This is a genomic window from Gallintestinimicrobium sp., assembly GCF_046968865.1.
GTDB classification, from domain to species: Bacteria; Bacillota; Clostridia; order Lachnospirales; family Lachnospiraceae; genus Gallintestinimicrobium; species Gallintestinimicrobium propionicum.
The window spans coordinates 100,324-120,345 of sequence record NZ_JBKVPW010000010.1 but is presented as its reverse complement, the minus strand read 5'-3'; the positions used below and the strand labels follow the sequence as shown (position 1 = coordinate 120,345).

Below are 20,022 nucleotides of genomic sequence, written 5' to 3'. Positions count from 1 at the left end.
CCAGCTCTTACCAGCTTGCTTTCTTTACGCCAGGAATCTGTCCCTTGTATGCCAGTTCACGGAAGCAAATTCTGCAGATTCCGTATTTTCTCAGAACCGAATGGGGACGGCCGCAAATCTTGCAACGTGTGTATTCTCTGGAAGAGAACTTAGGTGTACGCTGCTGCTTAATCTTCATTGCTGTTTTAGCCATGAATACATTTACCTCCTTCTTACTTCGCGAAAGGCATGCCGAACAGTCTCAGCAGCTCGCGTGCCTCTTCATCTGTCTTCGCTGTGGTAACTACGATGACGTCCATACCTCTAACCTTTTCCACCTTATCATATTCGATTTCAGGGAAAATCAGCTGTTCCTTAACGCCCAGAGCATAGTTGCCTCTGCCGTCGAAGGAATCTGCGCTCACGCCGCGGAAGTCGCGGACACGAGGCAGTGCAAGGTTAACCAGACGATCCATGAAGTCATACATTTTCTCGCCGCGAAGTGTTGTCTTGCATCCGATCGGCATACCCTCACGGATTTTGAAGTTAGCAACGGAATTTTTCGCTCTGGTAAGAACAACCTTCTGTCCAGTAATTGTCTCAAGATCCTTTACTGCGGAATCCAGAACCTTGGCATTCTCTTTTGCTTCACCAACACCCATGTTGATGACGATCTTGTCAAGCTTCGGAACTTCCATAATGTTTTTATAGCCGAACTTCTTGATCATAGCATCTACGATCTCGTCTTTATATAAGTCTTTCAGTCTGCTCACGCTTATAGCCTCCTTCCTCGGAATTATTTATCGATTACTTCGCCTGTGGACTTTGCAACACGAACCTTTTTGCCGTCCTCTACCTTGAAGCCGATACGGGTTGCTTTCCCATTGTGAAGATACATTACGTTAGATGCATCAATGGGAGCTTCCTTCTGGATAATTCCGCCATTCTGGTTTGCTGCAGAAGGCTTTGTGTGCTTGGTAATGATGTTGACTTTCTCAACAGTTACCTTGCCGTTCTTCTTATCTACGGCAACAACTTTTCCTTCTTTGTCTTTATCTTTGCCGGCGATGACCTTTACAGTATCGCCCTTTTTAATTTTCATGGTAGACATAAAGGCACCTCCTTATAATACTTCCGGAGCCAGAGAAGCAATTTTCATAAACTGCTTGTCACGAAGCTCACGAGCTACTGGCCCAAAGATACGAGTTCCTCTGGGGGTCTTGTCATCTTTGATGATTACAGCAGCATTCTCGTCAAACTTAATGTAAGAACCGTCTTTACGACGAACGCCCTTTACGGAACGAACTACAACAGCCTTTACAACGTCGCCCTTCTTTACAACTCCGCCGGGTGTTGCATCTTTAACGCTGGCAACGATGATATCGCCTACATTCGCATATCTTCTGGTAGAGCCACCCATAACGCGGATGCACAGAATCTCTTTGGCACCTGTGTTATCGGCAACTTTCAGTCTCGTTTCCTGTTGAATCATAATAATTCTCCTTCCAACTTAATTACTTGCCGTAGATTATTTCGCTCTTTCGATGATCTCAACAAGTCTCCATCTCTTGTCCTTGGACAGCGGTCTTGTTTCCATCACCTTCACGGTGTCACCAATGTTGCACTCGTTGTTCTCATCGTGTGCCTTCAGCTTGTAAGTCTCTTTTACGATCTTCTTGTAAAGAGGATGCTTTACATGATCTTCAATGGCAACAACGATTGTCTTGTCCATCTTATTGCTAACGACCTTACCGGTACGTGTTTTTCTCAGATTACGTTCCACGTTCGTTTACTCCTTTCTGGATATTACTCTGCAACCTTGGCTTTCTGTGTCATCACTGTCTGGATTCTGGCGATGTTCTTTCTAACTTCGCGGATCCGAGCAGTATTGTCAAGCTGGTTTGTTGCGTTCTGGAATCTTAAATTGAAAAGTTCCTTCTTGGCAGCTGTCAGTTCCTGTGCGAGATCAGCAGCTGTTTTATTCTTTAAATCATCTACATAGGTTTTAGACTTCATTTGCTACACCGCCTTCCAAGTCAGCTTTCGACACAATTTTGCATTTGCAGGGAAGCTTATGCATTGCGAGACGAAGTGCCTCTTTTGCAGCTTCCTCCGGAACGCCTGCGATTTCGAACATTACGCGGCCCGGCTTAACAACTGCAACCCAGTACTCCAGAGCGCCCTTACCGGAACCCATTCGAGTTTCAGCAGGCTTAGCTGTAACCGGCTTGTCAGGGAAGATCTTGATCCAAACCTGACCGGTACGCTTTGTATAACGTGTCAGTGCGATACGGGCTGCTTCGATCTGGTTGGACTTGATCCAGCAGGGCTCAAGTGCTACCAGGCCGTATTCACCGTATGTGATTGTATTGCCGCGCATAGCCTTACCAGCCATGGTGCCGCGGAACTGTTTACGACGTTTAACTCTCTTCGGCATTAACATAGTTATTTATCGCTCCCTTCCTTATTTCCTTTTGTAGGAAGTACCTCGCCTTTGTAGATCCAAACCTTAACGCCAACTTTGCCGTAGGTTGTATCTGCTTCTGCGAATCCATAATCGATGTCAGCTCTTAATGTCTGCAGCGGAATAGTACCTTCGCTGTAGAACTCGGTACGTGCGATATCTGCGCCGCCCAGACGGCCGGATACAGCAGTCTTGATACCCTTTGCGCCGGTTTTCATGGTTCTGCCGATGCAGGACTTCATAGCACGTCTGAAAGCAACACGGTTCTCCAGCTGCTGTGCAATGTTCTCAGCAACCAGCTGTGCATCGCGGTCAGGTCTCTTGATTTCTTTGATGTCAACCAGAACCTTTTTATCTGTCAGCTTGGACAGCTCTTTCTTGGTTACTTCGATTTCTGCGCCGCCCTTACCGATTACAACGCCGGGCTTTGCGGTATAAAGGATAACCTTTACTCTGTCGGACGCTCTCTCGATTTCAATCTTGGAAACGCCTGCAGAATACAGTTTCTTCTTTAAAAATTTTCTGATGTTGTAGTCTTCTACTAAATAATCAGCGTATTCAGCGTCTGCATACCATCTGGAATCCCAATCTTTGATTACGCCGACTCTTAAACCATGAGGATTAACCTTCTGTCCCATTATCGTTCCTCCTACTTTCTCTCATCAAGCACTACAGTGATGTGGCTCATTCTCTTCTCGATTCTGTAAGCCCGTCCCTGTGCTCTCGGTCTAACTCTCTTCATCGTAGGTCCCTTGTTTGCATAGCACTCAGCAACATAAAGGTTTTCTCTCTTCATGCCGTTGTTGTTCTCTGCGTTTGCTGCTGCAGATTCCAGCAGTTTCTTTACAAGGCTGGAAGCATATCTGGGATTGTAGGTTACAACAGCCAGTGCTGTCTCCAGATCTTTACCTCTGATCGCATCCAGTACAAAACAAGCTTTCGTTACAGACACTCTTGCGTAGGATAATTTAGCAGAAGGTCTTGTATCTTTATTCGCATTTCTTTCTCTCTTAATTTGAGATCTATGTCCTTTAGCCATGAATAAAACCTCCTTTCAATTATCTAACTTTGGACTTCTTTTCGTCTTTACCATGACCTCTGTAGGTTCTGGTAGCTACGAATTCGCCAAGTTTGTGTCCAACCATATCTTCAGTTACATATACCGGAACATGCTTGCGGCCGTCATGAACTGCAATTGTGTGTCCAACGAAGGACGGGAAAATTGTAGAACGACGGGACCAGGTTTTGATAACCTGTTTCTGTCCAGCAGCATTCATAGCGTCCACTTTTTTCAGCAAGCTGGCATCAGCGAACGGTCCTTTTTTCAGTGATCTTGCCATTGTTGTTCTCCTCCTTAACCTTATTTGATAGCCTTACCGTCTCTTCTTCTTACGATCAGCTTGTTAGAAGCCTTTTTAGACTTTCTGGTCTTCAAGCCGAGTGCCGGTTTGCCCCAAGGAGTGCTCGGACCAGGACGGCCGATACCGGTCTTACCTTCACCACCACCATGCGGATGGTCATTCGGGTTCATAACGGAACCGCGAACGGTAGGACGGATACCCATGTGACGCTTACGTCCTGCTTTACCGTAGTTGATCAGGTTGTGATCGCCATTGCCTACAACACCGATTGTAGCGCGGCAAACGATCGGAACCATTCTCATTTCACCGGAGGGAAGTCTCAGGGTTGCATATTTGCCTTCCTTCGCCATCAGCTGTGCGCTGTTACCTGCAGAACGAACCATCTGTCCGCCCTTGCCGGGATATAATTCAATGTTGTGTACCTGAGTACCAACAGGAATTTCAGATAACGGCAGGCAGTTGCCTACTCTTACTTCAGCTTCCGGTCCGTTCATGACCTTCTGGCCTACTTTCAGTCCTTCAGGAGCGATGATATATGCCTTCTGGCCATCTGCGTAGCAGATCAGTGCGATGTTTGCTGTTCTGTTGGGGTCGTATTCGATACCAACTACAGTTGCCGGAATGCCATCCTTGAATCTCTTGAAGTCTACCATTCTGTACTGGGTACGAACGCCGCCGCCATGATGTCTAACGGTGATCTTGCCCTGATTGTTACGACCAGAGTTCTTCTTCAGAGATACGCAAAGGCTCTTTTCAGGAGTTGTCTTTGTGATCTCGGAAAAATCAGAACCAGTCATATTTCTTCTGGAAGGTGTATAGGGATTATATGTTTTAATTCCCATGATGATTTCTCCTTTACTATTTATTATCGTGCTTGTATGCACATATTCGCGATGAACAGAGCGAGTGCGGATCGACGGGGAGGCTTTGCTGTGCTTGCACAAGCAAAGAGCTCATCGGCGAGACGTATACGCGTGTAACGCGACCGAGAGACGTCAGTCTCGAGGTTCTCGCTCGTCGTGCCCTCGATCGTTACCTGAAAGCTTTTATAACAAACCTTTGTCTCAAGCTTCCTTTCATCGCATCTTACAGACCAGCGAAGATCTCGATATCTTTGCTGTCAGCGGTCAGGGTTACGATAGCCTTTTTGGTCTTGGCTGTCTTACCAACTACCATACCGCGTCTCTTGTTCTTGCCGTCAGCGTTCAGAGTGTTTACCTTAGCAACCTTAGCGCCTTCGAACATCTTCTCAACAGCTTCCTTGATCTGGGTCTTGTTTGCTTCCGGATGTACCAGGAAGGTATATTTCTTTTCGCCCATACCAGCCATGCTCTTCTCAGTGATGACGGGTTTGAGGATAACGTCATAGTACTTAATGTCTGCCATTATGCGTACACCTCCTCGATTGTCTTAACAGCGTCCTTTGTCAGAACAACCTTGCCAGCCTTCATGATGTCATATACGTTGATGGTGTTCGGCAGAGCCATCTTCACATCAGCGATGTTCTTTGCGCTCATCATTACGTTTACATCATTCTCGTTTACAACAACCAGACCGTTGTTTACATCCAGGTTCTTCATAACCTGTGCAAAATTCTTGGTCTTGATTTCTTCGAACTTCAGCTCGTCAACAACGATCAGCTTCGCATTTGCAACCTTGTCTGTCAGAGCAGACTTCAGAGCAGCTCTCTTCTCTTTCTTGTTGAGCTTGAAGGAATAATCTCTCGGTACGGGAGCGAATACTACGCCGCCGCCTGTCCACTGGGGAGCGCGGATGGAGCCCTGTCTTGCATGACCGGTTCCCTTCTGTCTCCAGGGTTTTCTTCCGCCGCCGGAAACCTCGGAACGAGTCTTTGCTTTCTGTGTTCCCTGACGATTGTTTGCAAGCTGCTGAACAACTGCCATGTGTACCAGATGTTCGTTTACTTCAACACCGAATACCGCATCGTTTAATTCGATTGTATCGATCTGCTTGCCTTCCATATTATAAACAGATACGTTTGCCATCTGTGTGGTCCTCCTTTCCAGTTTTAAGCCTCAACCTTAACGGTCTCTTTGATGGTTACCAGAGCTTTCTTAGGTCCGGGTACAGCACCCTTAACCAGGATCAGGTTCTTGTCAGCATCTACTCTTACAACATCCAGATTCTGTACAGTAACCTTTACGCAGCCCATGTGACCAGGCATTCCCTTGCCCTTGAATACGCGGCTCGGAGAGGAGCAGGCACCGTTGGAACCCTGATGACGATGGAATTTGGAACCATGAGCCATAGGTCCTCTGTGCTGACCAAATCTCTTGATCGCACCCTGGAAGCCCTTACCTTTGCTGATTGCAGTAGCGTCGATTCTGTCGCCAGCTGCGAAGATGTCAGCTTTGATTTCCTGTGCCAGTGCGTACTCAGACGCATTTTCAAACCGGAATTCTCTTACATATCTCTTGCAGGAAACACCAGCTTTTTCGAAGTGTCCCTTCTGAGCTTTATTTACGCCATGTCTGTGAATGACTTCCTTCTTGCCAGCCTTGTCTCTGTTGATAACTTTTTCTTTCTTATCAACGAAACCAACCTGAACTGCTTCGTAACCATCATTTTCTACGGTCTTGATCTGTGTTACGACACAGGGACCAGCCTGAAGTACGGTTACCGGGATCAGCACGCCGTCTTCGTTGAAGATTTGAGTCATTCCGACTTTGGTAGCTAAAATCGCTTTTTTCATTGTTCGTTTGACCTCCTGTTGATTTCTACATAGCGGAATGTTCGCAACTTTCCTGCTTCTGCATCAGAAGTGGTTAAAGCAGTTGGACTATTCATACGTCTCTGTAGAGGTTCTTGCAATTACTTGTTTGTTTTCATTTTGATATCGATGTACACACCAGCAGGCATTTCCAGTCTCTGCAGAGCATCAACGGTCTTGGGTGTGGGTGCAATGATATCGATCAGTCTCTTGTGTGTGCGGCGCTCGAACTGTTCTCTGGAGTCTTTGTACTTGTGTACGGCACGCAGAATCGTAACTACTTCCTTCTTAGTGGGAAGCGGTACCGGTCCGCTCACCTGTGCTCCATTTTTCTTGACTGTTTCGATGATTTTCTTCGCAGACGCATCAACTAACTGATGATCGTAAGCTTTCAGTGTAATCCTCATTACCTGATTTGCCATAAAAAAAGTCGCCTCCTTTTCGCGCTTTTGAGATAAGTGCGACAAGCGGTGACTGTACACGTTCCCGTGTGTGTCCTCTTGATAAGCAACCCTGAAAGATCCTTTCTTTCTCTTATCGTGGACTCCACGTCGTTTCCCCTGTCTCGTGACAGGTGCTGTTATCTGGTACAGTGACTTGTCGTCAGTTTACTAACTTGACATTCGCTCCGCATAAAAACCTGCAGGGATTATGTATTTTCCGTTGCAGCAACCTTATGCTTCTTCGCTATCATGTCACAGCACTTAGTAGTATAAAGTAAGCCCTACAAAATTGCAAGGCTTTTTTTCAAAAACTTTTCTCTTTTTTTGTACATTTTTCGATACAACAGTTCACTCGTGATTCCTTGCGCACGGATTCATGCTCGCATGAGGATCTGTGCACAAGGAATCACGAAGGGAGCGCCAATCGATGAGCAAAAGGAGCTGCGCAAGCAGCGGAAAGCAGCGCAGCTGCGATTCATGACAATAGAATGTTCGCGGAGCGTACATTCTATTGTATCGCGAATGGCGCGGTGAACTGTGGCAAAAACTCGTCACACTTACTCCTCGATCTGTGCCTTCGCGAAGAATACCGGCAAATGGAAGTTCGGTGTCGGATTATCGATCGGAGACCAGGAAGCATAATGCTCAATTTCAGGAGTCTGGGCTATCTTATAGAAGTTACAGTAAAACTCGGTCTCCCCATCCAGCTTTTCCACTCCTGCCTCTTCCTTCAGATAGCTCTCAGGGATCAGATAAGTCAGTGTCCAGCTGTCCTCCTGTCTGTCCGCTTTGCAGTCTACAACCTGCAGATATTTCTCCGGCATCGGTTTACGGCCTTTTCTTCCCTTTCCATATGCTGCATACATCGCACCGTTGGAATTGACTTCAAAATTTAAATACATTACATCGTTGGTCAGCGCTTCACCCTTTTCGGGGAATGCAAGGAAAACCTCCATCGCGCTGTCCTCACAGACCATATCCATAAAATTGTGGTAAACGCGCTTCGGATCCTTTTCTTTGCAGACCAGCTTCACGAAAAGTCCCTGATCCTTCAGGTAGCCCATCCACCCGTAAGCCTCCGGCTTCTGCAGACATGTCCACATAAAATGATCCATCGAAAACCGCTGACAGGATTCGATTTCTTCCTTATTAAATATTGTTTTTACACGATACTCCATACGTCCCTCTTTTCTGCCGCGTTCCTAGACCGACGGCGTTTATTCATGACAATAGAATGCTCGCAGAGCGTGCATTCTATTGTTGGCTGCGCACTTTGAACGACATTTTACTGTGCCTCCGCCTGCGCGCATCCGGATGCTTTGTTCTATTCCTACCTTATCATACTATGCCAACCAGCGCAAGCACACCCTGCACTGCCAGCTTTGCAAAACCGCTCAGCACCATCACAAGAATCGGATTCCAGTTTTTCTTTTTTAACAGCCATACTGCGACAACAAAAATCACGATCGAATCCCACTTCGTCGACATAAAGCTCACCGCGTCGTTCCAGAACGCAGTGATCAGGATCGATACGCCTGCCGCAGCGATCATCGACACAACTGCCGGACGCAGCGTTTCCAGCGCGCCCTGCAGCATGCTCATTTTACGGTATTTTAAATAAAGATAGGACAGCACCGTTACCAGGATGCACGAGGGCAAAATACAGCCAAATGTCGCCGCCAGCGCTCCCAAAAAGCCTGCCAGCCGGATGCCGACAAACGTCGCGGAATTGACTGCAATCGGTCCGGGCGTCATCTGGGAAATTGTAATCAGGTCGGTAAATTCCGATCTCGACAGCCACTCATGCTGCGTCACTACCTGCTCCTGAATCAGCGGAAGCGCTGCATAGCCGCCGCCGAAGCTGAACATGCCGATCTGCAAAAAGCTCAGAAAAAGCTGCCAGTAAATCATCTCTTTTTCTCCTTTCTCTTCCGGATCAGGGTCCGTACCACTCCGAGCACGATGCAGAAGATCACGACATAGACCACGTTGACATTAAAAATGCAGACCGCAAGGAACGCTGCCGCCATAATTGCGAGGGATGATTTTTGCTTTCCTTCCACGATGCCGCTGCCCATGTCATAGACAACCGACGCAATGACCGCGCCGACGCCCGCCTGCATGCCGTCCAGCACCGTTTTTACAATATAATTAGAAGAAAATGCCGCATAAAAATAAAAGATCACCGACAAAATCACAAACGGCGGAATAATCGTTCCGATGATCGCTGCGAGTGCCCCTGCGATGCCCGCCAGCTTGTAACCTACGACGATTGCACCGTTTACCGCAATCGCTCCCGGCGCAGACTGCGCAATCGCCACCAGATCGAGCATTTCCTCTTCATCGATCCAGTGCAGCTCATCTACAAATTTCTTTTTCATCAGCGTGACGATGACGTATCCGCCGCCGAACGTAAACGTGCTTAAATACAGCGTGGAAAAAAATACTTTTCGGATCTTCGTCCATTTCTCCTTCATGCTTTCCTCTCATTTCTGCGCACGCTTTTTCGCATGCCCGCTGCTTCTGTTTGTTTCTAACATCGTACAGCCTCTTGTAATCGTTCTTATCATACCTTTTCTTGTAATATAAGTAAAATAGTATTATAGTATAAAATATATAATATTTTTATTACATAAGCTGTGCAGGAGCAGCCTTTTGACACCTTCGGTACAAATAACTGCGTGAAAATAAGCGATCACACTTATTTTTCACCCGATCACCTTGGAGGAACCGCCATGACTCTGCGTCATATGAAAATTTTTGTCGCCGTATATCAGCAAAAAAGCATCACCCTCGCATCGAACAGACTGCATCTGGCTCAACCGTCCGTCAGTCTGGCGATCAAGGAGCTGGAGGAATATTATCATATCCGCCTGTTCGACCGCCTCTCCCGACGGATTTACCCGACGGAGAACGGGCATCGCTTCTATGAATATGCACTCCATATCGTGTCACTTTTTTCAGAAATGGAAAACAAAATTCCCGCCTGGGATGCAAATGCCCCGCTCCATATTGGCTCCAGCATCACTCTCGGCACCTGCCTGCTCCCCTCCCTTGTCAAAACCTATCAGGAGCAGCACCCGGAAATCAAAATCTATGTAACGATCAAAAATACCGGCACAATCGAGCAGGCAGTCGTCGACAATCAGCTGGATTTTGCCCTGGTCGAAGGCACTGTCACTCACCCGGAAATCATTTCAGAGGTCTTTTCTGCCGATACGCTCTGCATGGTCGCAGCTCCCGGCCATCCGCTTGCCGCCAACCGGACGGTCACCCTCGCCGACGCTGCTTCCTGCCCCCTCCTTTTACGCGAACCGGGCAGTGCCGGCAGGGAAATCGTCGAAAGTCTCTTTTTATCCGCCGGTATCCAGATCACGCCCGTCTGGGAAAGCGTCAGCACCCTCGCCCTCATCCGCGCCGCCCAAAACGGTCTCGGCATCGCAATTTTACCGGAGCTTCTCGTCCGGGATGCACTGAAATCCGGAGATCTTGTCTCCCTTCCGCTTCCGCCCGACATCCTGACCCGCAGCCTATACCTGATCCGGCACCGCAACAAATACCTTTCGTCCTCCGCAGAGGAATTTCTGAATTTATGCCGGATGTGGAAATTTTAAGTGAGTGAACAGTAACGATTTTTTTCATCGCAACGCTCCAGCAATAGAATGATTGCTTTTTGGGCGTACTTCCTGTATGATAATCTCGTATTATTATCCTGTGTATACACGCGCAAATGCAGTTTTGCCCGGATACCTTGCAGATAATTCCTGTAACTATATTACTTACAAAATGAAGAATAAAGATTGAAAAATAAAATTTTTCAATCGCGAGATTTGTGTCTGTGCGCACTTGACACAAACTCGACATGCGCAAAAGGCGTGCGCAGAAATGAGAGGAAAATATGTGGATCGCAGATCAATGGAAAGATTATGAAGTGCTGGATACCTCCAGCGGAGAAAAGCTGGAACGCTGGGGAGATTATCTTCTCGTGCGTCCCGATCCGCAGGTCATCTGGAATACCCCCCGCAAAAATCCCGGCTGGAAAAAGAAAAACGGCCATTATCATCGCAGCTCCAAAGGCGGCGGCGAATGGGAATTTTTCAATCTGCCCGAGGAATGGAGCATCCATTACCGCGAACTGACCTTCCGTTTAAAGCCGTTTAGCTTCAAACATACCGGTCTGTTTCCGGAACAGGCAACAAACTGGGACTGGTTTGGCAACCTGATTGCCAACGCTGGTCGCCCGGTTAAAGTGCTGAATCTGTTCGCCTACACCGGCGGCGCTACCCTGTCCGCAGCGAAGGCAGGCGCGGCAGTCACCCATGTGGACGCTTCCAAGGGCATGGTTACCTGGGCAAAAGAAAACGCAGCGGCTTCCGGTCTTTCCGATGCTCCGATCCGCTGGCTCGTAGATGACTGTGTAAAATTTGTCGAACGTGAAATCCGCCGCGGCAACCACTATGACGGCATCATCATGGATCCTCCCTCCTACGGCAGAGGTCCTAAAGGCGAAATCTGGAAAATTGAAGAGAGCATCTATCCCTTCATCGAACTGACGACTCAGATTCTGTCCGATGACCCGCTCTTTTTCCTGATCAACTCCTATACAACCGGTCTACAGCCTGCTGTTTTAAACTATATGATGCAGACTGCCATTACGCCGAAATTCGGCGGACACACCGAAGCATCCGAAATCGGACTGCCCGTTACAGACAACGGACTGGTGCTGCCCTGCGGCGCGTCCGGACGCTGGAGCAAACAATAGAATGCACGCTCTGCGAGCATTCTATTGTCATGAGTAACGCAGCGTCTCTCACCCCTGCAGCATTCGAACCAATCCCAGAATCCACTTCCGATACCCCGGAATAAGCCGCTCCGCCAGACTGCCCGATGTGTAGCTAATCGGCGGCTCTCCGGGGAAGAAGCAATACATTCGATACAAATAGACTGCGACCATCAGCACTACAATCACGCCTGCAGCCTTCATCAGCCCTTTCGCTTTTTTCCCAAACCCATACCGCATAACCACCAGATAAGCAGCCCATAGAATCCACAGAAGCCCCAGCGGATTCATCTGCATTCCCCTCTGAAACTGCCCTGTGATAAAAAAGAATACCGCCCGCGTCATCCCACAGCCGGGACAGGGCAGACCAAATAAAAACACGGAGGGACAGAACGCATGAAACATCGCATGCGCTGCAATATCGTACAAAACAAACACGACAGCAAAGCCCCAATAATCCCCCACGTCTTTGCGAATTCTACCAATAATAGCTGTTGTTTTTTTATCTTCCCTTCTCCCTGATATCTTCACCGCAGTTTTTTCTCCTCCAGCCAGATTTTCTTCCCTTCCGTCCGAATCAGTCCTTCCTCCTTCATCCGTCCCAGTTCGCGCATCATCGCGCTGCGATCCACAAACAGATAGTCCGCACAGTCCGTATAGGAAAACGGTAAAGAAAAACCATCTCTGCCCTTCTGGTGGTTCAAAAACTGAAAATACGTCATCAGCTTCTGCCGCAGCGTCTTCTGCCCCAGCACATCCGCGTGCATCAGCGCACGTTTCTGGGTTCCCATCAGAATTTCCTCCAGAAGCTGCCCGCGCTTTTCATATTTTTTATAAGCCGACGACAGCTTTCTGTCGTTCAAAAAAGCGACCTGGCAGCTGGAACGCGAAATGACGTAGCATACGCCCTCCACATCCGGAAAGCATTTCCGTGTAAAACTCTCCTTCGGCTCATAATAATCCAGAATCCGTCGCTGTCCCTCCTGATTCATACTCTCCAAAAAGGCGGTTCCGCTCAGCATAACGCCCACATTGTCCGCGTCGTCGTCCTGATTCATCAGCACCTGGCGCTTTCCAAACGTCCGGATATTCAACATCCCGTCCGCTGCCAAACGCTCCTGCTGTTCTTTTGTCAAGTCCCAAAAGCCAATAAATTGTTCCATATTTTCACACCATCATGTAGTCTATTTTTGTGCAAACCACTATATTTTGTATTATATCCTATATTTGTTGCTTGTGCAACTATTTTATCAGGACTTCGGTTATATAATAATGCTTGCACTCCACAGTAGAAGAACACTGCCGGAGCATGTCAGATTTTATGTTAAATCTCGAGAAACTGTCATTTACTCCGTTTTCCGAGATTTTTGCACGAAAAAGGAGAGGTAGACTATGAAAATCATCAAGAGGAACGGCTCTGAAGCCACTTTCGATTCCGAAAAAATTGTGGCGGCCATCACAAAGGCCAACAACTCTGAGGAAGGAACCAGACTTTCTCCGGAACAGATTCACGATATTGCAGACTACGTCGAATATAAATGCAACAAGATCGGACGCGCTGTATCCGTAGAAGAAGTACAGGATATGGTAGAAAACCAGATCATGGCAACCGGCGCTTTCGACCTCGCGAAGCACTATGTCCAGTACCGCTATCAGCGCTCTCTGATCCGCAAATCCAACACCACGGATACCCGGATCCTTTCGTTGATCGAATGCAACAACGAAGAGGCCAAACAGGAAAATTCCAACAAAAACCCTACGGTCAACAGCGTACAGCGTGACTACATGGCAGGCGAGGTCAGCCGAGACTTAACCCAGCGCCTTTTACTGCCTTCCGACATCGTAGAGGCTGACCAGAAGGGACTGATCCACTTCCACGATTCCGACTACTTCGCACAGCACATGCACAACTGCGACCTCGTAAACCTCGAGGATATGCTGCAGAACGGCACCGTCATCAGCGAAACCAAAATTGAAAAGCCCCACAGCTTTTCCACAGCCTGCAACATCGCGACCCAGATCATCGCGCAGGTGGCAAGCAACCAGTACGGCGGACAGAGTATTTCTCTCGCACACCTCGCGCCTTTCGTACAGGTTTCCCGGGAAAAGATCCGCACCGAGGTTGCCGAAGAAATGAAAATTCTCAACACCCAGGCGACTCCCGAACAGCTCAACGATATCGTGGAAACCCGTCTGCACCGTGAGATCACCAAGGGCGTACAGACCATTCAGTACCAGATCATCACCCTGATGACCACAAACGGCCAGGCACCGTTTTTGACGGTCTTCATGTATCTGAATGAGGCAAAAAATGCGCAGGAAAAAAAGGATCTCGCACTGATTATCGAAGAAACCTTAAAACAGCGCTATCAGGGCGTCAAGAACGAAGCAGGCGTATGGATTACTCCCGCGTTCCCCAAGCTGATCTATGTGCTCGAAGACGACAACGTGGAAGAGGATTCCGAATACTTCTACCTGACACAGCTCGCAGCAAAATGCACCGCAAGGCGTCTGGTTCCTGATTATATTTCTGAAAAGAAAATGAAAGAATTAAAAGAAGGCAACTGCTTCCCCGTTATGGGCTGCCGCAGCTGCCTGAGTCCCTGGAAGGATGAAAACGGCAATTACAAATTCTACGGCCGCTTCAACCAGGGCGTCGTAACCATCAACCTACCTGACGTCGCACTTTCCTCCGGCGGGGATTTCAAGAAATTCTGGGAAATTTTCGACGAGCGTCTTGATTTGTGCTATCGCGCCCTGATGCTTCGCCATAAGCGTTTAGAGGGTACGTTATCTGACGCTGCCCCGATCCTCTGGCAGTACGGTGCTCTTGCCCGTCTCAAAAAAGGCGAAACGATCGACAAGCTGCTCTACGGCGGCTACTCCACGATTTCCCTTGGCTATGCTGGTCTGTACGAATGTGTCAAATACATGACCGGCAAATCCCACACCGATCCGGAAGCGACCCCGTTCGCACTGGAAGTCATGCAGCACATGAACGATGCCTGCAACAAATGGAAACAGGAAACCAATATCGCGTTCTCCATTTACGGTTCTCCGATCGAAAGTACAACCTACAAGTTCGCCAAATGCCTGCAGAAGCGTTTCGGCATCATCGACGGCATAACGGACAAGAACTATATCACCAACAGCTACCATGTGCACGTTACCGAGCCAATCGACGCTTTTTCCAAACTGAAATTCGAGTCCCAGTTCCAGGCGCTTTCCACCGGCGGAGCGATCAGCTATGTGGAGGTTCCCGACATGCAGGACAACATCCCGGCTGTCATTCAGGTCATGCGCTTTATCTACGACAACATCATGTACGCAGAGTTAAACACCAAGAGCGACTATTGCCAGGAATGCGGTTATACCGGCGAAATTCAGATCGTTGAGGATGAACACAAAAAGCTCATTTGGAAATGTCCGAAATGCGGCTGCACCGATCAGAACAAATTAAACGTCGCAAGGCGTACCTGCGGCTATATTGGCACTCAGTTCTGGAATCAGGGACGGACGCAGGAAATTAAAGAGAGGGTGCTTCATCTATAATGAACTACGGTACAATCAAAAACTGTGATATTGCAAACGGAGAGGGCGTACGGGTTTCCCTTTTCGTCTCCGGCTGCACTCATCACTGCCATAACTGTTTCAACCCGGAAACCTGGAGCTTTTCCTACGGCTCCCCATTCGATGAACAAGCGCAAAGCAAACTGCTTACGCTGCTTTCTCCAAATTATATCGACGGACTGTCCCTGCTGGGCGGAGAACCGTTTGAACCGGATAATCAGCGGGCGCTTGTCCCTTTCCTGAAAAAAGTCCGTGCGCAGTATCCCGGTAAAACAATCTGGTGCTATACCGGCTACACCCTGGAATCAGATCTTTTGTCCGAAAGCCGCGCTCGGTGCGAATGCACAGATGAGATGCTTTCCCTGCTCGATGTCCTCGTTGATGGGGAATTTATCGAGGCTCAGAAAAACATCAGCCTTGCATTCCGCGGCTCCGAAAATCAGCGCCTGATCGACGTTCCCGCAACGCTTTCTTCCGGCAGCGTGGTGTGGCACGGGCTCGTCAGTCAGAATATTTCTATGAAATATTAAAATTTCCTCAGAGCCTTTCGGCAAGTACAAAATCTGCTTGTCGTAAGGCTCTGATTCCATGTAAAAGAAAATTTCAGCAGTTACAGTTTTCCCCGCACCGTTTATGAAATCTTCGTGAAATCCAGTCTTTTCCACTTGTTTTTCACTCCCGGTGCAGTATACTTAAAAGCAGGAGGAACAACGGTTCTCCGCTTTTTAAACCACGGAAAATCCGTACTCGTTCCCGCCGGAAAGGATGTGACAGCCGATGGAGATTACAGTCGCGGATGATATCAGCGCCGAGTACCGCGGTCTGGTGCAGAGCATTCTGGACAATCCCGAATTCAAAAAGCTTCAACGGTATAAGCAGCATTTTCAGACAACCCGCTTCATGCACAGTCTGAACGTTTCTTATATCTCCTGGCTCATTGCCAGAAAGCTCGGATGGGATGCCCAAACAGCTGCCCGGGCCGGACTTCTTCATGACTTCTGTGTTTACGATTTCAAAGATAAGCTTCCCAAAGGGGAAATACAGGCCTACTATCATCCCAGAGTGGCCGCCAGCACCAGCGAAAGGCATTTCCTGATTTCCGACAAAGAGCGACAGGCGATCCTGTCCCACATGTTTCCGCTTGGACCTCTTCCCGAAAGCCGGGAGGCATGGTTAATCAGCCTTGCCGATAAACTCTGTGCCATTTCAGAGTTTTGCTGCTTCCGCATTGCTTTGGCACGCAGGCATAAGGTTGTTATCAGCTACGGCTGATCCCAATCCCTGCGAATATTCTATTTTCTCGTACAATAGAATGATGCATGCTCTGCAAATATTCTATTGTCCGAAACAACAAAACGTGCGAAACACCTTCGATCTGAAAGTGTTCCGCACGTTTTTATTCATGACAATAGAATGCTCGCAGAGCGTGCATTCTATTGTTTTCTTACTTACTGCTTCTCCGGAGCGCTGATCTTGATATGAACCTCTCTCAGCTGCTTCTCGTCTACCTCTGCAGGAGCGCCCATCATAACGTCCTGAGCATTCTTGTTCATCGGGAACGGAATAATCTCGCGGATGCTGTCTTCACCTGCAATCAGCATAACCATACGGTCTACGCCGGGAGCAATCCCTGCGTGCGGCGGTGCGCCGTAGCAAAATGCATTGTACATAGCAGGGAATTTCGCTTTCACATCTTCTTCGCCCAGTCCAACCAGCTCGAACGCTTTTACCATGATCTCAGGATCGTGGTTACGCACCGCACCGGAAGACAACTCAATTCCGTTGCAGACCAGATCGTACTGATATGCCAGAATCTCCAGCGGATCCTGATTCTCCAGCGCTTCTACGCCGCCCTGAGGCATGGAGAAAGGATTGTGGCAAAATTCCAGTTCGCCGGACTCTTCGCCGATTTCGTACATCGGGAAATCAACAACCCAACAGAACTCATAGCATTCTTTTTTCATATAGCCATCGAAGGATGTGCCAACCAGCTTGCGAATAACACCTGCAGTCTTCTGTGCTGCGCCCAGGGTACCTGCACTCAGTGCTACAAAGTCACCATTCTTTAAGCCGAGAGCTTCTATAACAGCGTCCTTCTTTTCCTGCAAGAACTTCGCAATACCGCCAGCCAGCTCACCGTTTTCATCCATCTTAAACCAGTATGCCTTCTGACCGCTGATCACTTCTACTTCTGCGCACATCTTATCGATCTGCTTTCTGGTACCCTTGAAATCAGGCGCTACGACAGCCTTTACCGTTTTGCCTGCAAAGGGTTCAAAGCCGCAGTCTGCCAGAGCTTCTGTCGCATCCTGAACTAGCAGGCTGATTCTCAGATCTGGCTTATCAGAGCCGTATTTCTCCATGGCCTCTCTGTAGGGAATCCGTTTGAAGGGAGCGGTAGAGGCTTCATGATAAATACCATACTTTGCAAAAATCGGAGGAAGAACGTCTTCCAGAACAGCAAAGACATCTTCCTGATTGGCAAATGCCATTTCCATATCCAGCTGATAGAATTCACCCGGAGAACGGTCTGCTCTCGCATCCTCGTCTCTGAAACAGGGAGCAATCTGGAAATAACGGTCAAAGCCAGAAGCCATCAGCAGCTGCTTGAACTGCTGCGGAGCCTGAGGCAGCGCGTAAAACTTACCCGGATGCTTTCTGGCAGGAACCAGATAGTCTCTTGCACCCTCCGGAGAAGAGCAGGTCAGGATCGGCGTTGTAATTTCCATGAAATCATGGGCAACCATTGCGGAACGAAGATCTGCTACAATCTTGCTTCTCAATACGATCTTGGATTTTACCTCCGGATTTCTGAGATCCAAATAACGGTATTTCAGTCTTGTATTTTCATCTGCTTCTTTCGAACGGTTAATCTGGAACGGAAGCTCCTGATACTGGCACTTGCCCAGTACCTTAACGGTTTCGGGAACTACTTCAATATCCCCGGTTGCCAGCTTCGGGTTCTTCGAGCTGCGCTCTCGCACGGTTCCTGTTACTTCAATGGTAGACTCTGTATTGATTGCAGAAAACTGCTCCATCAGATCTTCTGTTTCAACGACGATCTGTGTCGTTCCATAAAAATCTCTCAGGATAACAAATCCGAGATTTTTGCTCACCTTACGGATGTTCTCAAACCATCCGACCAGAGTTACTTTTTCTCCTGCGTTTTCCAGTCTGAGCTGGCCGCAGTTGTGTGTTCTTCCCTGCATCTGTATTCTCACATCTCCTTTTGCGATATCAATCCATATGTAACAAATTATACCACCCTGCAAATAGGCACGTCAATATGCGGTGTTGGAAATTCACGCGCCATTTTATGAGTAAAAAGAGCTGCAAAGCAGTGGAAAGCATTGAAGATGCGATTCATGACAATAGAAGGTTTCAAGTGAACTGTGGAACAGAAAAACCCGTAGAACCGAAGTTCTACGGGCATCTTACGCTTGAGCACAATATTTAAAATTGAATTTCCTATGTTCGAATTACTCGATGATGGAAACTACACGGCCGGAACCAACGGTTCTGCCGCCTTCACGGATAGCGAAGGTAAGACCCTGCTCCATAGCTACGGGATGGATCAGTTCGATGGTCATCTCTACGTTATCACCAGGCATGCACATCTCTGTGCCAGCAGGCAGTTCGCAAACGCCGGTAACGTCAGTTGTACGGAAGTAGAACTGAGGTCTGTAGTTGTTGAAGAAAGGTGTATGACGGCCGCCTTCATCCTTGGTCAGAACGTAAACCTGAGCGGTGAATTTGTGGTGGCAGGTAACAGTGCCGGGTTTTGCCAGAACCTGTCCTCTTTCGATTTCAGTTCTCTGGATACCACGCAGCAGAGCGCCGATGTTATCACCAGCCTGTGCCTCATCCAGCATCTTACGGAACATTTCGATACCGGTTACAACAGTCTTCTTGGTCTCTTCTTTGATACCAACGATTTCTACTTCATCATTCAGATGCAGAACGCCTCTCTCAACACGGCCAGTAGCAACAGTACCACGACCTGTGATGGTGAATACGTCCTCGACAGGCATCAGGAAAGGCTTGTCGGTGTCACGCTTAGGATCCGGAATGTACTCGTCAACAGTGTGCATCAGCTCAAGGATCTTGTCGCCCCACTCGCTGTTAGGATCTTCCAGAGCCTTCAGAGCAGAACCTCTGATGATCGGGCAGTCATGGAAATCGTACTCTTCCAGCTGCTCGGTAACTTCCATCTCAACCAGCTCAAGCAGTTCCTCGTCGTCTACCATATCGCACTTGTTCAGGAAAACAACAATGTAAGGAACGCCTACCTGACGGGACAGCAGGATGTGCTCTTTGGTCTGAGCCATAACACCATCAGTTGCAGCTACAACCAGGATAGCGCCGTCCATCTGAGCTGCACCAGTGATCATGTTCTTAACGTAGTCAGCATGTCCAGGGCAGTCAACGTGTGCGTAATGTCTCTTCTCGGTCTCGTATTCAACGTGAGCGGTAGAAATGGTGATACCACGTTCTCTTTCTTCGGGAGCCTTATCGATATTATCGAAAGCAACTGTTTCGCCAGTGCCCAGTCTCTCATGAAGAACCTTAGTAATAGCAGCAGTCAGAGTTGTTTTACCATGGTCAACGTGGCCGATGGTACCAATGTTACAATGGGGCTTTGTTCTTTCAAATTTAGCTTTAGCCATTTCTTGTAATCCTCCTTAATTCAGTGA

General features: G+C 48.2%; 27 protein-coding genes. 5 read left to right on the top strand and 22 right to left on the bottom strand.

Features of this window, described 5'->3' with window-relative positions:
• Positions 1-7: 7 nt before the first annotated feature.
• The 18 genes from ACLTOQ_RS10305 to ACLTOQ_RS10220 form a co-directional block, all read right to left on the bottom strand.
• Positions 8-193 carry a type Z 30S ribosomal protein S14 gene (locus ACLTOQ_RS10305; RefSeq protein ID WP_021915978.1) on the bottom strand — a complete coding sequence of 62 codons (186 nt, stop codon included), beginning with the start codon at positions 191-193 and terminating at the stop codon, positions 8-10.
• Between the two features lie 19 nt (positions 194-212).
• Positions 213-752 carry a 50S ribosomal protein L5 gene (rplE, locus tag ACLTOQ_RS10300; RefSeq protein ID WP_021915977.1) on the bottom strand — a complete coding sequence of 180 codons (540 nt, stop codon included), beginning with the start codon at positions 750-752 and terminating at the stop codon, positions 213-215.
• A 23-nt stretch (positions 753-775) separates the two neighbouring features.
• Positions 776-1,090, bottom strand: a complete 315-nt coding sequence (rplX, locus tag ACLTOQ_RS10295; protein WP_021915976.1) for a 50S ribosomal protein L24 — start codon at positions 1,088-1,090, stop codon at positions 776-778.
• Between the two features lie 12 nt (positions 1,091-1,102).
• On the bottom strand, positions 1,103-1,471 hold the full coding sequence (gene rplN, locus ACLTOQ_RS10290) for a 50S ribosomal protein L14 (protein ID WP_021915975.1): 369 nt from the start codon (positions 1,469-1,471) through the stop codon (positions 1,103-1,105).
• 36 nt (positions 1,472-1,507) lie between these two features.
• Positions 1,508-1,762: a 30S ribosomal protein S17 gene (rpsQ, locus tag ACLTOQ_RS10285; protein ID WP_021915974.1), complete on the bottom strand. Its 255-nt coding sequence runs from the start codon at positions 1,760-1,762 to the stop codon at positions 1,508-1,510.
• A 23-nt stretch (positions 1,763-1,785) separates the two neighbouring features.
• The gene (gene rpmC / locus ACLTOQ_RS10280; RefSeq protein WP_021915973.1) at positions 1,786-1,995 is read right to left on the bottom strand and encodes a 50S ribosomal protein L29; all 210 of its coding nucleotides are present in this window, start codon (positions 1,993-1,995) and stop codon (positions 1,786-1,788) included.
• Positions 1,985-2,422 carry a 50S ribosomal protein L16 gene (gene rplP / locus ACLTOQ_RS10275; protein ID WP_021915972.1) on the bottom strand — a complete coding sequence of 146 codons (438 nt, stop codon included), beginning with the start codon at positions 2,420-2,422 and terminating at the stop codon, positions 1,985-1,987. The genes rpmC and rplP overlap by 11 nt, the downstream gene beginning before the upstream one ends.
• 2 nt (positions 2,423-2,424) lie before the next feature.
• Complete coding sequence (gene rpsC, locus ACLTOQ_RS10270) at positions 2,425-3,081, bottom strand: 30S ribosomal protein S3 (protein ID WP_021915971.1); 657 nt, start codon at positions 3,079-3,081, stop codon at positions 2,425-2,427.
• An 11-nt stretch (positions 3,082-3,092) separates the two neighbouring features.
• A complete protein-coding gene (gene rplV / locus ACLTOQ_RS10265; protein WP_021915970.1) occupies positions 3,093-3,482 on the bottom strand; it encodes a 50S ribosomal protein L22 in 390 nt (129 codons plus the stop codon).
• 19 nt (positions 3,483-3,501) lie between these two features.
• Positions 3,502-3,783, bottom strand: coding sequence for a 30S ribosomal protein S19 (gene rpsS, locus ACLTOQ_RS10260; protein WP_021915969.1), 282 nt, complete (start codon positions 3,781-3,783; stop codon positions 3,502-3,504).
• Positions 3,784-3,803: 20 nt separating this feature from the next.
• Positions 3,804-4,646: a 50S ribosomal protein L2 gene (gene rplB, locus ACLTOQ_RS10255; RefSeq protein ID WP_021915968.1), complete on the bottom strand. Its 843-nt coding sequence runs from the start codon at positions 4,644-4,646 to the stop codon at positions 3,804-3,806.
• Between the two features lie 244 nt (positions 4,647-4,890).
• Positions 4,891-5,190, bottom strand: coding sequence for a 50S ribosomal protein L23 (gene rplW, locus ACLTOQ_RS10250; RefSeq protein ID WP_021915967.1), 300 nt, complete (start codon positions 5,188-5,190; stop codon positions 4,891-4,893).
• Positions 5,190-5,810: a 50S ribosomal protein L4 gene (gene rplD, locus ACLTOQ_RS10245; RefSeq protein ID WP_021915966.1), complete on the bottom strand. Its 621-nt coding sequence runs from the start codon at positions 5,808-5,810 to the stop codon at positions 5,190-5,192. The genes rplW and rplD overlap by 1 nt, the downstream gene beginning before the upstream one ends.
• Positions 5,811-5,833: 23 nt before the next feature.
• Positions 5,834-6,517: a 50S ribosomal protein L3 gene (gene rplC, locus ACLTOQ_RS10240; RefSeq protein WP_117960412.1), complete on the bottom strand. Its 684-nt coding sequence runs from the start codon at positions 6,515-6,517 to the stop codon at positions 5,834-5,836.
• Between the two features lie 119 nt (positions 6,518-6,636).
• Positions 6,637-6,957 carry a 30S ribosomal protein S10 gene (gene rpsJ, locus ACLTOQ_RS10235; protein WP_021915964.1) on the bottom strand — a complete coding sequence of 107 codons (321 nt, stop codon included), beginning with the start codon at positions 6,955-6,957 and terminating at the stop codon, positions 6,637-6,639.
• Positions 6,958-7,535: 578 nt separating this feature from the next.
• Positions 7,536-8,156, bottom strand: coding sequence for a carbohydrate-binding family 9-like protein (locus ACLTOQ_RS10230; protein ID WP_118762369.1), 621 nt, complete (start codon positions 8,154-8,156; stop codon positions 7,536-7,538).
• A gap of 160 nt (positions 8,157-8,316) precedes the next feature.
• Positions 8,317-8,889, bottom strand: a complete 573-nt coding sequence (locus ACLTOQ_RS10225) for a chromate transporter (RefSeq protein WP_412319362.1) — start codon at positions 8,887-8,889, stop codon at positions 8,317-8,319.
• Positions 8,886-9,455 (bottom strand): chromate transporter, encoded by a 570-nt coding sequence (locus ACLTOQ_RS10220; RefSeq protein ID WP_412319361.1) that lies wholly within the window; start codon positions 9,453-9,455, stop codon positions 8,886-8,888. The genes ACLTOQ_RS10225 and ACLTOQ_RS10220 overlap by 4 nt, the downstream gene beginning before the upstream one ends.
• A gap of 258 nt (positions 9,456-9,713) precedes the next feature.
• Between ACLTOQ_RS10220 and ACLTOQ_RS10215 the strand changes: the two genes are divergently transcribed.
• Positions 9,714-10,592: a LysR family transcriptional regulator gene (locus tag ACLTOQ_RS10215; protein ID WP_412271486.1), complete on the top strand. Its 879-nt coding sequence runs from the start codon at positions 9,714-9,716 to the stop codon at positions 10,590-10,592.
• A gap of 284 nt (positions 10,593-10,876) precedes the next feature.
• Positions 10,877-11,740, top strand: coding sequence for a class I SAM-dependent methyltransferase (locus ACLTOQ_RS10210; RefSeq protein ID WP_021915959.1), 864 nt, complete (start codon positions 10,877-10,879; stop codon positions 11,738-11,740).
• Between the two features lie 48 nt (positions 11,741-11,788).
• On the opposite strand, the gene ACLTOQ_RS10205 is transcribed toward ACLTOQ_RS10210, so the two are convergent.
• Both ACLTOQ_RS10205 and ACLTOQ_RS10200 read right to left on the bottom strand, forming a co-directional pair.
• A complete protein-coding gene (locus ACLTOQ_RS10205) occupies positions 11,789-12,289 on the bottom strand; it encodes a DUF2752 domain-containing protein (protein WP_412271488.1) in 501 nt (166 codons plus the stop codon).
• Positions 12,286-12,921 (bottom strand): Crp/Fnr family transcriptional regulator, encoded by a 636-nt coding sequence (locus tag ACLTOQ_RS10200; protein WP_412271490.1) that lies wholly within the window; start codon positions 12,919-12,921, stop codon positions 12,286-12,288. The genes ACLTOQ_RS10205 and ACLTOQ_RS10200 overlap by 4 nt, the downstream gene beginning before the upstream one ends.
• A gap of 229 nt (positions 12,922-13,150) precedes the next feature.
• Here ACLTOQ_RS10200 and nrdD point away from each other — a divergent pair, with 229 nt between their 5' ends.
• The 3 genes from nrdD to ACLTOQ_RS10185 all read left to right on the top strand — a co-directional run bounded on the left by nrdD (position 13,151) and on the right by ACLTOQ_RS10185 (position 16,600).
• Positions 13,151-15,310, top strand: coding sequence for an anaerobic ribonucleoside-triphosphate reductase (gene nrdD, locus ACLTOQ_RS10195; RefSeq protein WP_412271492.1), 2,160 nt, complete (start codon positions 13,151-13,153; stop codon positions 15,308-15,310).
• Positions 15,310-15,858 (top strand): anaerobic ribonucleoside-triphosphate reductase activating protein, encoded by a 549-nt coding sequence (gene nrdG / locus ACLTOQ_RS10190; RefSeq protein ID WP_412319360.1) that lies wholly within the window; start codon positions 15,310-15,312, stop codon positions 15,856-15,858. Before nrdD ends, nrdG begins: the two co-directional genes overlap by 1 nt.
• Positions 15,859-16,105: 247 nt before the next feature.
• Positions 16,106-16,600: an HD domain-containing protein gene (locus tag ACLTOQ_RS10185; protein WP_021915954.1), complete on the top strand. Its 495-nt coding sequence runs from the start codon at positions 16,106-16,108 to the stop codon at positions 16,598-16,600.
• A 176-nt stretch (positions 16,601-16,776) separates the two neighbouring features.
• On the opposite strand, the gene aspS is transcribed toward ACLTOQ_RS10185, so the two are convergent.
• Together aspS and tuf are read right to left on the bottom strand one after the other, a co-directional pair.
• Positions 16,777-18,537, bottom strand: coding sequence for an aspartate--tRNA ligase (gene aspS, locus ACLTOQ_RS10180; RefSeq protein WP_021915953.1), 1,761 nt, complete (start codon positions 18,535-18,537; stop codon positions 16,777-16,779).
• A 270-nt stretch (positions 18,538-18,807) separates the two neighbouring features.
• On the bottom strand, positions 18,808-19,995 hold the full coding sequence (tuf, locus tag ACLTOQ_RS10175) for an elongation factor Tu (protein WP_117960431.1): 1,188 nt from the start codon (positions 19,993-19,995) through the stop codon (positions 18,808-18,810).
• Between the last annotated feature and the right edge of the window lie 27 nt (positions 19,996-20,022).